Raw genomic sequence first — 12,214 nt, 5'->3', positions numbered from 1 at the left:
CGTCCTTACGCCGACGCCTTGCGCCGCTTTCTGTCCTTGCGCCAGATCGCGAAAATCTTCGGCCCGTCGATGAGGTAGCGTTTGAACATGCGCTGCGGCTCGCTGGTCAGCCGGTGCAGCCATTCCAGCCGCAGCTCTTGCATCCATTCCGGCGCGCGCTTGGTACGTCCTGTCAGGAAGTCGAGACTCGCCCCGCAGCAGATGCCCGCGCCCTGCACACCGCCACGTTCGCGCGCCGCCTGCGCCACCATTTCCTGTTGCGGTGAGCCGACACAGAGGAAATGAAATCGGGCCGGATTGCGCGCCATGAAGTCTGCAGCCGCCTTGATCGCATCAGGTTTCTTGCGAAGGCCCATTGGCGGGTCATGCCAGCGTACATCTGACAGACCAAAACGCGCCTTGAGGGCTGTGATCTCGCTCGCCGTGCAGCCGATCACGACAATTGGCTCATCGGGGTCGACTTCGCGCTCAAACAGGGTCTGCACGATGTCGGCGCCTGGAGAGACAGGCAGGCGGACACCTTCCAGCTTTGCCAGCAATTCCAGAACGCGGCTGTCATTGAGGATAAGGTCTGCCTCATCATAGAGGCGGCGCAGGTCCTGCTCGCGCTGCAGGCGAACCATATGGTCGACATTCGGCGTCACGACATACCAGAATTTCTCCGAGCCAAGCGCGCGCGAGGCAATCGCGCGGGCGGCGTCCCGGGCTGTGCGCGGTTCGAAGGTCAGGCCGAGGAAATCGACCGGTCTGGGCGCCTTGGCGTCCGGCGCTGCGCCTTTGACGGGTGGCTTGGCGATAGAACTCTGCATGGTGTCTCCTTGGCAGGCGGAGCCGTCGGAATCAGCTCGGCGAGTTCGTTTCTTGTCAGTCCATGGTATCGTCTATGTCGGTCTTGCCGGGCTTCTTGCCATAATCATGCTTGCGAAGAAGCCCGCGAAACTGGTGATAGGTCAGCCCAAGCGTTTCGGCAGCCTTCCCCTGATGGCTGTCATGCGCGGCGAGGGCGGCGTCGATAAGGGCCGTTTCGAACAGCCGTGTCTGAACTTCAAAAGGGGCTCCCAGGTCTGGCTTTGGCAGAGCAGGTTTAGATGCGGCAGGTGGTGTTTCAGGCGTACCTTTCAAGACCGGAGCTGGCCTGAAGGGTGACGCGAACGGGTCCAGAGCTTCGGGGTCGAAGCGGATCGGATCATTGGTTGGAACGACCAGTGCGCGGGCCGTGATCCGCTGGGCGAAATTCCTCAGCTCGCGTACATTGCCGGGCCAGTCATGGGTTTCGATCGCCTCGATCGCAGACGGCGCAAAGCCTGGAAAATCCTCCATCATTTCGCGTGCCATGCGCCGGGCGAAGAAATCAGCCAGCAGGCTGGCATCTCCTTTACGCATCCTCAGGGGTGGGAGCGTCACCACATCAAAAGCCAGCCTGTCGAGAAGGTCTGCACGAAATTTGCCAGCAGCAACGGCTGAGGGAAGGTCGATATTGGTTGCCGCGACCACACGGACATTGGTCTGCAGGACTTTCTCGCCGCCAAGGCGCTGATACTCGCCATACTCGATAACGCGCAGCAGCTTTTCCTGCACCCGCTGTGAGGCTGTCGCGATCTCGTCGAGAAAAATCGTGCCACCATTGGCAAGCTCAAACCGCCCGATCCGCCGTTCGGTTGCGCCAGTAAAGGCGCCGCGCTCATGGCCGAAAAGCTCTGAATCCAGAAGGTCATCGGACAGGGCCGCGCAATTGACCTTGATATAGGGCCCGTCCCAGCGCCGCGACAGGAAGTGCAGGCGTTCAGCGACGAGCTCCTTACCGGTTCCGCGCTCCCCGATGACCAGCGCAGGCCGGTCCAGCGGGGCCAACCTCGAAATATGTTCGAGCGCCGAAAGCCATTCGGGGGCTTCGCCGACAATCTGAGGAGTTTCGCCAACCATTCGGTTAAAATAGCTAAACGCTCAGTCAAAACAACTAATAAATTTAGTAATATTCGCCAATAACTAATTGTATGGAGAAGTCGGTCCGTAAATAAACGGTATAAAATCAACGCACTAAGTGGTTACCAAAAAACTGGCACGGGTCTTGAAATGAGTATGGCAAGTCAGGCGACGGGCGTCGTCAAAGAAAAGGACCAGAAGAATGAACGACCGCACTTATGAGACCCGTTATCGGCAAGGCCGCGAAGAAGGTAGCCGCTTCGGCCGCTGGCTCGCAAGCCGCCCAGCCGAATGCTGGATGTTCTTTGCTGCAGGCGTCTTCCTTGGCGGCCTGTTCTTCTAGCCACCCGTAAAAAGCACTCGTCTCCTCCCAGACGATCTACCGAGTTTGAAAGGATAAATAACCATGGGACTTTTTTCCCGCCTCGGCGACATCATCAATTCCAACATCAATGCGATGCTGGACAGTGCAGAAAACCCTGAGAAGATCGCACGTCTCATCATTCAGGAAATGGAAGACACGCTGGTTGAAGTCCGCACTGCGGCCGCCCGCGCCATGGCCGACAAGAAAGAGATGGAACGCGAGATTCATCACTATACCCGCGTGCGTGACGACTGGGCCAACAAGGCTGGCGTCGCAATCGACAAGGGCCGTGAAGATCTTGCCCGCGGCGCACTCAGCGCAAAGCAGAAAGCCAATGGCGAAATCGACCGCCGTCAAAGCGCCATGCAGGCTGCTGAAGACGCGTTCGAAAAGCACCAGTCGGATCTCGGCAAGCTTCAGGCAAAGCTCGATGAGGCGAAAGCCAAGCATCGCGCCCTGATGATGCGCCGCGAAGCTGCAGAGCAACGCATCCGCATGCGCTCGCAGACCTATGACGGCCGTGTCGACGATGCGCTGGCCCGCTATGCGAATGTCGAGCGCAAGGTCGATGAGATGGAGGCATATGCCGACACCATTCAGGGCCGTGAGCCGAGCCTGGAAGACGAATTCGCTGCGCTTGAGCGTGACGAAGCTGTCGAGAAAGAGCTTGAAGCGCTGAAGAAGTCACGTGGCCAGTCCACGAGCCAACCGTCCAGCGCTTCCACGCAGTCGAGCCAGGGTGCCAGCCAAGGTGAGGGTCAATAAATGCTGACGTCTCTCACAGTTCTCGCCATTATCCTCACGATCATCATCGTGCCCGGCCTTGTCATCCAGTCCATGGATGATCGGGACGGTGCCCAGAAAGGATAGTCATGGATCCCGAATATCTCATCCCGCTCGTCGCGATCATCTCTCTCTTCGTCGTCTTCCCGGGCATGGTGTTTCACTACATCACGCTCTGGCGGAAACAGAAGACCCTGGAGCCCGACGATGAGCGCATGCTCGAAGATCTCTGGCGCTCCGCCAAACGAATGGAGCGCCGCATCGAGACCCTCGAAAAGCTCGTTGAAACCCACCCGGAAGATGCCGCGCCGGTTACGCGCCGGCCGCGCTCTTCCCTGGACCAATAGGACAGACTTGAAATGACCCATCCGCACTCGAGACATTCACGCAATCATGAGCGCCAGGAGCGCTATGAAGATGACATGTTCCGCTCTCCGAACCCAAAGCGGCTGCGCCGCTCCCGGAACGAACGCGTTCTGGCTGGTGTCTGCGGCGGGATAGGTGAACGCTACGGCTGGGACCCGCTCGTGGTCCGGCTGATAACGATCGCCGCCTTCTTCTTCCTCGCGGGCCCGCTGATCCTCATTGGCTACATCCTGATGTGGATGATCGTACCAAAGGCGCAAAAGTCGCTTGGGCACCTGCCACCTGAGGAAGAAGCCTTCTGGCGCGGGGTCTCAGACCGTCCGAAGACCACCTATTCGGGCCTGAAGTACTCCTTCATGGACCTGGAAGACCGGCTTCAGAATCTCGAAGCCAGTGTCACCTCGGATGAATGGCGCCTGCGCCGCGAATTCCGCAACCTTGAGAAGAACTAACCATGTCGGCTCAACTCCTCTTCCTGCCCGTCCGGCACGAATGGGAAGAGCCGGCAACCCAACCAAACCAAGCCACGGGGGCTATACCAATGACACGCAACCTACAGACCAGCGGATGGATCGCCTTTTCCAGCGCAGTGATCCTTCTGGTGTCTGCCGCAGCCGCCAGCATGGCCGGTGGTCTGCACATAGAAGCCGGCGGCGTCCAGCTGACGCTTGAAGCTTCTGCCGAACGCGGCCTGCAGTTGATCTTCGCCGCGGCTCAATAGAGCCAAGGCTCAACCGCCGCGCTTCAGCGCCCGCAGGATAAGCCGCATCGGCGATACCGCCTCCAGCGCGGAGACGGTCGCCGGGGCGGGCTCCGACAGGATCTGCGCCGCAAGGATCTCGCCCGCCCAGGGCGCCCAGGTAAATCCTCGCGATCCGAACCCACCTGAAAGGAACAGGCCATCGACCAGCGGCGCATCCGCCTCGATGGTCTGACCATGTCGAACCCCATCGAAAATCTCTCTCGCGGCTGCCTCGTCCGGCACCGCCCCGATCAGCGGCAGGCGGTCTGGCGTTGTTGCGCGCGCACCGGCCCTGCTTGTGACGGGCGCTGACTTCGCGGCCTGTCGCCAATAGGGATCGAGCGTTTCAAGCGCGGCCATGTTCTGCGCGCGCGCTTTCTCTGTCGCCTCAGGTGGCGCCCCATCCCAGGACTCGAATGTCGCGCCCCAGAGGCGGGTTTGCCCAAGCGCCAGGGCATAGTGCCCGCTGGCAATCGCCGATGGCGGCGCAGCCACGTTCACCTCGGCCATCTCCACCTGACCAAGGCGGCCCGTCAGCCCAAGCCAGGGCAGCAAGTTCTGCGCGCCTTGCCCTGATGCCAGAATGGTCGGCACGGACGGGTCGAGAGCGGACAGATCCGAGCGCTCGCCATAGATCACGCTCGCCCCCTCAAGCAGGCTTTCGATCAGGACCCTCGGCTCCAGGATCAGCGCGCGCTTGTGCAGCTGTCCGGTCGCGGCGGCTTCCAGGTTCTCCAGACCCAGCGGCGGGTCCGCCAGAACCTTGGCGATCCGCTCGGCCTCGCGCGCATCCTTTGGCCGCTGAAGCACGTCGGTCTCGGTGACGCCGGACCGGCCCGCATAAAATTGCCGCGCGCGAAGATAGGCATCGATCAGCAGCCGCGCCTGAACCGTGTCGCCAGCATCAAGCCGCGGCATCACCAGCGCCAGCGGGTTGCCGCTCGCCGCCTGCGCCGGGCCGGTCGCTGCATCGACCACCTCAACGTCCAGCCCCCGGTCCAGAAACGTCCGCGCCAGCGTCGCGCCAGCGATCCCCGCGCCAATGATGCGAACCTTGTCCGGTCGGTTTTCAGGAGATCGGAGGCCGTGCGTATCCGGGCCGCGCTCCGGTGGCTCGTTCAGGCGAACCTCAAGCCGTTCACGCTTGCGCCCGAACCCTGGCGCCTTGGCGACGTCGAAGCCTGCCTCGGTGAGGCCACGTCTGACGAAACCGGCGACCGTAAAAGTACCGAGACAAACACCGCCCATGCACCGCTGGTACACCATCGGCCAGAGCGATTTGTCCCACATTTGCGGATTCTTTGCGGGGGAAAATCCATCGAGGAACCAGGCATCAGCCAGGAACCGCGATGCCGGCAAGGTCTCGTGAATGTCCCCGGTATGAAGCGTCAGCGTTACTCCATCGCCCGGCCGGACCAGACGCTGCACGCCGAGCGCTCGCTCCGGCCACTGCTTTAAGAGTTTCCCTGAAAGCGCTTCCAGCTCCGGCCAGGCGGAAAGCGCGCGCTCTGCGTCGCCTCGGTCAAGGGGAAATCCTTCAAAGGAAACGAAGTGCAGCCACGCCTTGGCTGTGGGACGGGTCTGGCGCCAGAGCTGCCACGCAGCGAGGAAATTGAGGCCTGTCCCGAAGCCCAGCTCACCAATCGTGAAGGCGTTTTTCCCCGCCCAGCGGTCAGGCAGGCCACAGCCCTTCAGGAAGACAGATCGCGCCTCCTCAAGCCCACTCTGACGGGAGAAATAGATGTCACCCATCCGCCGATCTTCAGGCGTGCCGTCGGTCGACCATTCCAGATCCGGGCGAGGGGGCAGACGGCTCATCCGGGTGCATTTAGCACAGGATTAAATTTTGTCCGCCCCGGAACGACGGCGCTGGTTGCACGGTTGATTCAGCAGGACTGGGAAATAACAGAAAGGAATTTCCAATGGGAAAAGATCATGCAGAAGGCAAAGGCAAGCAGGCCGAAGGCAAAGTAAAGGAAGTCGCTGGCGTCGCCACTGACAACCGGGAACTGGAAGCTGAAGGCAAGGCCAAACAGGTCGAAGGCAAAGGCCAGGAAGTCGTCGGAGACGCGAAAGACGCGTTGAAAGACGATGAGAAAAAGAAAAACTAAGCGCGTTCAATCACGCTTGGCAGCTATGCGCCCGGGTCTAGTTCATTTGTCATGATACCACATCATGTTGGACCGACCCGGGCGCAAGCGCTTGAAAGGCTGAACGAATTTGTGCCCCGGATGGGCGCACACTATGCCGGGCGGCGCAATGTCGACCCCGGGATCGAGGGCCGTGCCAATGTCTCACAACTCTCTCCCTTTATCCGCCATCGGCTTCTCTCTGAAGAAGAAGCGGTCTCCGCTGCGCTAATCGTTCATGGCGCCGAGCAGGCCTTCAAGTTCATCCAGGAAATCTGCTGGCGCACCTATTTCAAGGGCTGGCTTGAGCACCGCCCGCTGGTCTGGCGCGATTATGTCGACGCCCGCACCAGCCAGGCCGCATTGCTTGAGAAAGACGCAAGCCTTCGCGCGGACTACGAGACGGCGACTGCAGGCCGGACCGGCATCGACGGCTTCGATCACTGGGCCCGCGAACTCGCCGAAACAGGCTATCTTCACAATCACGCCCGGATGTCATTTGCATCCATCTGGCTCTTCACGCTGAAGCTGCCCTGGGCGCTCGGCGCAGACTTTTTCCTGCGTCATCTCCTCGACGGAGACCCCGCCTCCAATACGCTGTCCTGGCGCTGGGTTGCCGGGCTTCACACAGCTGGCAAGCCCTATCTTGCCAAACGAGAAGCGATCGAGACCTGTAGTGATGGCCGCTTTTCACCGCGCAATCTAGCAGATCGGCCGCGAGACATAGACGGGACTGGAAACCCGCCGCCGGAAACCATTACGGCTGCCGACCCGCTGCCTCAAAAGCCATTTGCCCTGCTGCTGACGGAGGATGATCTCTCGATCGAGACCTGGCTGGACGAGCATCTGGATGTCGAGGCTGTCGCCGGGATGGAGAGCGCGTCCTCGCGCTGCGCCGATGATGTTTCCCAGGCCGCGCGCGAATTCACCGCTGGCGCGCTGGCGGACGGCCTGTCGCGGGCAGCCCTGCATTTCGGCGTTCCAGAAACCAATCTCTCAAAGCAGACAGACCCTGAGACGGCGCTCTTTGACTGGGTGGGTCGGCTTCAGGTCAAAGACATTGTCGTGCCTTTTATCCCAACGGGCTGGGCGCGTGACCGCATGGCGCCCCTCTTGCGCAAGCTTCGCAGTGAAGGTTTCATCATTCACGAAATAAGACGGGATTGGGACGACGCGTTCTGGCCGCATACCAGGAAGGGCTACTTCAAGCTGCGCAAACAGATCCCATCTGTTCTTGGCACTTTAGGGCTTGCGGAAGGACTGAAAACCGATGGCTGATCTCAATATCAGGCACTCCGAAGGTGATAGCGGCGGACGATTTTATGTGATGGTCGAAGGCCATGAGGCCGAAATGACCTATTCGAAGGCCGGGACCTCGGTCATAATCATCGACCATACAGATGTTCCCGAAGCCTTGGGCGGACAGGGCGTAGGGCTCCAACTGGTCGAAGCTGGCATCGCCTTGGCGCGCGATCGAGGCCTCAAGATCATGCCCCTCTGTCCGTTCGCAAAAGCGCAATTCGACAAACACCCCGAATGGAAGGATGTGCTTCGATGACTGACCTCACACTGGAAGATGATGGCTCACGCCTGACAACGGACGTCGATGGCCACGAACTCGTCATTCGCTATGGCTGGAAGGGTGACGGCGTCATGCGTGTCGACTTTGTCGGCGTGCCGTCTGCGCTTGGCGGACGCGGCCTCGGCACCAAGCTTGTCGGCATGCTGGTCGAGAAGGCGCGCGAGGAGAACTTCAAGCTCATACCCGTCTGCGGCTTTGCCCGAACGCAGATCGACAGGCATCCGGACTGGAAGGATGTGCTCGCCTGATCCATTAAGGCGCACATGAGCAAGCCGTTCTGGGAAACCAAAAGCCTTGAAGAGATGACCCCGCAGGAGTGGGAGTCGCTTTGCGATGGCTGCGCGAAATGCTGCCTCATCAAGCTTGAAGACGAAGACAGCGGCGACATTGCCTACACCCGTCTTCACTGCAAACTGCTCGACGCAGACCTTTGCCGGTGCTCGGATTATGAGAACCGCAAGGCCAAGGTGCCGGATTGCGTAATCCTGACACCCAAATCTGTTTCAGAGCTGAAATGGATGCCCAAAAGCTGCGCCTACCGGCGTGTCCATGAGGGCAGGGGGCTTGCCGACTGGCACCATCTGGTTAGCGGCAACCGCCAGCGCATCCACGAGGAAGGCCGCTCGGTGATGGGTCAGACGGTGAGCGAGGAAACGGTCTTCGAGGAAGATCAGATCGACTGGATCATCGACTGGAATGGAAACCCGCCGGACTGATCCGGCAGGTCTCCCAATTCAGTGTGAGGTCTATGGGCCTTCGACCTCATAGCCTTTGTCACGCAGCATGGTGATGACGCTGTCGGGCCCGGCAAGATGGCCAGCACCAACCGCAACGAAAACCGTGCCTTCGACATCATCGAGATAGGATTCGATCTGCGGCACCCAGTTCTGGTTCCGCTCGACAAACAGCGCGTCATAGATGCCGTCGCCGCCTTCGGTGTCCGGATTGGCGACCAGCGTGCCGAGGCCTTCGACATCGCCGTCGCGCCACTCATCGACCACCTGATCCAGCATCCGGCTGGTATCGTTCAGCATGAGCGAGGTCTCATAGAGATAAGCCTCCTGCGTTTCTTCAGGTAGATTGTCGAAGATCGCGCCCTGGTCGCTTGCTGTTTCCAGGAAGGCGAAAGACTTGCCGTCTTCCTTGGCATCGGCGATCAGGATCTGCTCGACCCCTGTATTCGGGTCGAAGCCATCTTTCTGAAGCTGCAGGACGGAGAGATTTATCGCCGCCATCCAGGGCTCCATCGGGTTCAGCGCGGCAACCGGCAGGCTGAGCGGGGCAAGCGCTGTTTCGAGCGCTTCCAGATCGCTTTCGCTAAGTTCCGAGCTAAGCGTGCGGCCATCGCCATAGAAGCCGCGCGACATGAAATCACGCGCTACCGCCTGCTGGCCTTCTTCGCTTTCCATATCGAGCTCGAGCACGACGATATCGGCGGCATTGAATTTTTCATTGAAGGCGTCCGTGCGCCATTCAAGATCAGGGCGCATCAGGTGGACCGTGCCGAACAGGTGGATGGTCGTATCCTCGTCGGACAGGGTCCACATTGCCGGCGCTCCATCGCCGCTGGTTGCGCGGGCCGCTTCGAGCGCCTCGTCATACTCGGCGATGATATCCTCGCGGGTGCGCCGGGCTGCAGTCTCCGCGGTGTCCGTCTCGGTATCTGCGCCCTCGACATCAATTGCGGTGTCAACGCCGGGGTCTGCGGCTATGTCATCGTCGCTTGGCCCGCCACAGGCAGAAAGCGCGAGGGCGAGCGCTGCTCCGCCGCCCATCAGGATGCGTGTGTTCAGTTTCATGCCGGTCAGTTCCCTCTTCCCGCGAATGTCTTGGCTTATGGCGTTACCATCAGTTTGCCTGACGATACATGGCTAAGCTGATATGGCGTGCCGACGAAAGATTGCACCAGCGTCCTGCTTCGAATACAGGAAACCCCAAGCACCTATAGCTCAGCTGGATAGAGCGCTGCCCTCCGAAGGCAGAGGTCACAGGTTCGAATCCTGTTAGGTGCGCCATTTCTCTTTCACCATCCCAAAATCCCCCTAAGACCTTGAAAGGCATAGAGGTTTCAGGTGTTCGAAGTCCTTCATTGCGGCAGTATTTCAGCTTGCTTGTGAAGGCTAGTTTTAGCACATTGCGGCGGTCCGCGAATGTGCCATTTTCCCATATATTATAGGGGTTTGCGAGAAACGTAAGGGCGTGTTCGAACATTTCATCGAAGCCTCTCGCAGGTGTGCCCAATTTCTCGCTCTTTTCTGACAAGAGAAGCTTCTCGGATTCGAGCGCAGTCATGCGCTTCTCGATTTGCTCTGTGACAATCGGATTGTCGGTATCGAGCATCTTGTCGACCAAGCGCGCCATGTTGCCCTCTAGGCGGCTCAGATCGGCCTTGAGGCGTGTTTGGCGTTCTTGATTCGAGTGAGCCATGTGATCCCACAGATCGCGGAACATTTTGCTCGCAACGGTAAACAGGTTCCGGCTTGGCTGGAGCTGCGCAAGCAGCTCCTCGACTTCTTGCTCTAGCGTGTCGCGTGCGATCGACTTGCGATAGCTCTCACACTCTTTGTTGAAACACAGATAGTAGGGATAGCGCTTGTTCTTGCCCTTGCTCCAACACGCCGTGAGCGGTTTGTCACAGTCCGCACAATCAACAGCACCGCGAAGGATGAAGTCCTCGTGGATATCAGCACGATTCTGAACCCGACCACCGTCTGCAAGGCGTTCCTGAATCTTTACAAAGGTCTCCCAAGAGATCAGTCCTTCATGCTGGCCCTTGCGCATCGAGATGCCCCAAGCTGGCGCTTCGATCATGCCTGCATAGACAGGCTGTGTCAGAAGCTGATTGGCGCGTTCATGGGTGACCTCGCCTTTGCCGTTTCTCGGAAACTCAGGCTGAGATTCGAGGAACTGACGCACTTCGCCTTGTGAGCCAAAGCGACCGGAGGCCAAACCTTCGAGCGCCTCTTGAACGATGGACGCCATCGGCTCGTCACGAACAAGCTCCTTGCCGTGGCCTTTGACATACATGTAGCCGAGCGGTGGGCGCGCATTGACGTAGTAGCCGTTCATCAGCCGCGCTTTCATGCGGTTGATAGTTTGCTCGCGGTTCTTTTGAGCGAAGTGCTGCGCAGAGCTTGCGAGCACGTTCTCCAGAAACTGTGAATCAGAATCATCTCCGAATACGACAGAGGGGCTTTCAAGAATGCCACCAGCTCTGGCGAGTTCATCGCGAAGCTCCATGTGGGCTTTCAGGCCGCGAGCGAGGCGCGAGATATCATCGATTAGCACAACATGCGGATCGGCTTTGTGCTGCTTCAAGAAGGAAAGCATCGCGTCCATGCCAGGGCGACGAGCGTTCTGACCCGTCATATCATCCGTAAACATGGCGACCACTTCGTAACCGCGTGATTGCGCATATGAGCGGCAACGTGTTGCCTGCGATTCAATCCCGCCGCCTTCCTTGACCTGTTTGCGTGAGGATACGCGGGCGTAAATTACCGCTGATCTTTCGGGCGTCTCATGCATCGCCTTCACCATTTTCGTCACGCTCGAATTCTACCACAGGGTCCTTATCCCTCGCAGAAATTTTGAACGATTCTATAAGCTTATTCACAGGCTCCATGCCATATCCCATCAGCACAAAGCTCTTCATGATCTCAAAAAGGATGCCAAGCAACTCAAGACGTTGCTCCTCGGTGAGGCCGTCTTCGCAGTCTAGCTCTTCTAGATAATCCGCAGGGAGCGGCTCTCGGTCAGCCGAAATTTCAAAACCATCGCGCTCCATAGGATCGCACTCCTTCACTAACTTCCCAAAACGTGACAGGCGATCGGGGCCGCGCGCCACATCTGAACAGATGCCGCAAACAGCAGTGCAACTTTGAGGAAAGAGTAGAGAATAGGTAGAGAAGAGAATGCCCTATGCGAGCTGCTCTACCGCGACTTCTCGCGGGTGACCTACTTGTCAATTTCGGTCCGCTTCCTCTCAATCCCAACGCAATGCGTGGATTTCTGCGGACTGTACTATGTTAGTATAACACTATTATGGTTAACAAAATCCTAAGGAAACCCAAGGTGAGCGCGGGTTAGCAGGGACTCATGAGCGCAATTCGAGCGCTCTTTGGATCGTCGAGATATCGGATCGCAACTGCGCGCGTTCGAGATCATCGGATGATGCGGTCAACTTGGCGTGATAATTTGCAAGCAGCGCATACAAATCCGCTTTGCTGAGTTTCGCCAGCGATGCTGTGTTGAAGCAATCGAGCATGTCGTCCTCCCTTGAGTTGGAGACCGCGCCTATCGCGGCCTTTCAAGGGGTCATGCCCGCA

General features: G+C 58.9%; 16 protein-coding genes, 1 tRNA gene and 1 pseudogene. 11 read left to right on the top strand and 7 right to left on the bottom strand.

Features of this window, described 5'->3' with window-relative positions; translation table 11 throughout:
• Positions 1–5 precede the first annotated feature (5 nt).
• Positions 6–809, bottom strand: coding sequence for a WecB/TagA/CpsF family glycosyltransferase (locus F550_RS0110460; protein WP_018148503.1), 804 nt, complete (start codon positions 807–809; stop codon positions 6–8).
• 55 nt (positions 810–864) lie between these two features.
• Positions 865–1,923 carry a phage shock protein operon transcriptional activator gene (gene pspF, locus F550_RS0110455; protein ID WP_018148502.1) on the bottom strand — a complete coding sequence of 353 codons (1,059 nt, stop codon included), beginning with the start codon at positions 1,921–1,923 and terminating at the stop codon, positions 865–867.
• 202 nt (positions 1,924–2,125) lie between these two features.
• Here pspF and F550_RS19310 point away from each other — a divergent pair, with 202 nt between their 5' ends.
• The 5 genes from F550_RS19310 (at position 2,126) to F550_RS17565 (ending at position 4,157) form a co-directional block, all read left to right on the top strand.
• Positions 2,126–2,266, top strand: a complete 141-nt coding sequence (locus F550_RS19310; RefSeq protein WP_018148501.1) for a hypothetical protein — start codon at positions 2,126–2,128, stop codon at positions 2,264–2,266.
• A gap of 63 nt (positions 2,267–2,329) precedes the next feature.
• Positions 2,330–3,052: a phage shock protein PspA gene (gene pspA / locus F550_RS0110445; RefSeq protein WP_018148500.1), complete on the top strand. Its 723-nt coding sequence runs from the start codon at positions 2,330–2,332 to the stop codon at positions 3,050–3,052.
• Between the two features lie 107 nt (positions 3,053–3,159).
• Complete coding sequence (pspB, locus tag F550_RS0110435; RefSeq protein ID WP_018148498.1) at positions 3,160–3,417, top strand: envelope stress response membrane protein PspB; 258 nt, start codon at positions 3,160–3,162, stop codon at positions 3,415–3,417.
• Positions 3,418–3,429: 12 nt separating this feature from the next.
• Positions 3,430–3,888, top strand: coding sequence for an envelope stress response membrane protein PspC (gene pspC, locus F550_RS0110430; RefSeq protein ID WP_018148497.1), 459 nt, complete (start codon positions 3,430–3,432; stop codon positions 3,886–3,888).
• Between the two features lie 89 nt (positions 3,889–3,977).
• Complete coding sequence (locus F550_RS17565; protein WP_018148496.1) at positions 3,978–4,157, top strand: hypothetical protein; 180 nt, start codon at positions 3,978–3,980, stop codon at positions 4,155–4,157.
• Between the two features lie 9 nt (positions 4,158–4,166).
• Here the strand turns inward: F550_RS17565 and mnmD are convergent, their stop codons facing one another.
• Entirely contained in the window at positions 4,167–5,996 is a 1,830-nt protein-coding gene (gene mnmD, locus F550_RS0110420) for a tRNA (5-methylaminomethyl-2-thiouridine)(34)-methyltransferase MnmD (protein WP_026180709.1), read from the bottom strand.
• A gap of 104 nt (positions 5,997–6,100) precedes the next feature.
• Here mnmD and F550_RS0110415 point away from each other — a divergent pair, with 104 nt between their 5' ends.
• Genes F550_RS0110415 through F550_RS0110395 form a run of 5 tightly spaced genes read left to right on the top strand, consistent with a single transcriptional unit; the run spans position 6,101 to position 8,605 of the window.
• A complete protein-coding gene (locus tag F550_RS0110415; RefSeq protein ID WP_018148494.1) occupies positions 6,101–6,289 on the top strand; it encodes a CsbD family protein in 189 nt (62 codons plus the stop codon).
• A 51-nt stretch (positions 6,290–6,340) separates the two neighbouring features.
• Positions 6,341–7,585: an FAD-binding domain-containing protein gene (locus F550_RS17560; RefSeq protein ID WP_040500513.1), complete on the top strand. Its 1,245-nt coding sequence runs from the start codon at positions 6,341–6,343 to the stop codon at positions 7,583–7,585.
• Complete coding sequence (locus F550_RS0110405; protein WP_018148492.1) at positions 7,578–7,865, top strand: GNAT family N-acetyltransferase; 288 nt, start codon at positions 7,578–7,580, stop codon at positions 7,863–7,865. The genes F550_RS17560 and F550_RS0110405 overlap by 8 nt, the downstream gene beginning before the upstream one ends.
• On the top strand, positions 7,862–8,137 hold the full coding sequence (locus tag F550_RS0110400; RefSeq protein ID WP_018148491.1) for a GNAT family N-acetyltransferase: 276 nt from the start codon (positions 7,862–7,864) through the stop codon (positions 8,135–8,137). The genes F550_RS0110405 and F550_RS0110400 overlap by 4 nt, the downstream gene beginning before the upstream one ends.
• Before the next feature lie 15 nt (positions 8,138–8,152).
• Positions 8,153–8,605, top strand: a complete 453-nt coding sequence (locus F550_RS0110395) for a YcgN family cysteine cluster protein (RefSeq protein WP_018148490.1) — start codon at positions 8,153–8,155, stop codon at positions 8,603–8,605.
• A gap of 30 nt (positions 8,606–8,635) precedes the next feature.
• Here F550_RS0110395 and F550_RS17555 read toward each other — a convergent pair whose 3' ends face one another.
• Complete coding sequence (locus tag F550_RS17555; protein WP_018148489.1) at positions 8,636–9,688, bottom strand: TraB/GumN family protein; 1,053 nt, start codon at positions 9,686–9,688, stop codon at positions 8,636–8,638.
• Positions 9,689–9,827: 139 nt separating this feature from the next.
• Here F550_RS17555 and F550_RS0110385 point away from each other — a divergent pair.
• Positions 9,828–9,904 (top strand) — tRNA-Arg (locus F550_RS0110385).
• A 493-nt stretch (positions 9,905–10,397) separates the two neighbouring features.
• Here F550_RS0110385 and F550_RS19595 read toward each other — a convergent pair.
• From F550_RS19595 to F550_RS19185, 3 genes and pseudogenes are all read right to left on the bottom strand, one after another.
• A pseudogene (locus F550_RS19595) lies at positions 10,398–11,414 on the bottom strand (recombinase family protein); the annotation flags it as partial.
• A complete protein-coding gene (locus tag F550_RS0110370; protein WP_018148488.1) occupies positions 11,407–11,673 on the bottom strand; it encodes a hypothetical protein in 267 nt (88 codons plus the stop codon). The gene F550_RS0110370 and the pseudogene F550_RS19595, both read right to left, overlap by 8 nt.
• 309 nt (positions 11,674–11,982) lie before the next feature.
• Positions 11,983–12,153: a hypothetical protein gene (locus F550_RS19185; protein WP_018148487.1), complete on the bottom strand. Its 171-nt coding sequence runs from the start codon at positions 12,151–12,153 to the stop codon at positions 11,983–11,985.
• Positions 12,154–12,214: the final 61 nt, after the last annotated feature.

The sequence above is a fragment of the Henriciella marina DSM 19595 genome (assembly GCF_000376805.1).
GTDB classification, from domain to species: Bacteria; Pseudomonadota; Alphaproteobacteria; order Caulobacterales; family Hyphomonadaceae; genus Henriciella; species Henriciella marina.
This window is presented reverse-complemented; position numbering and strand designations above follow the sequence as displayed.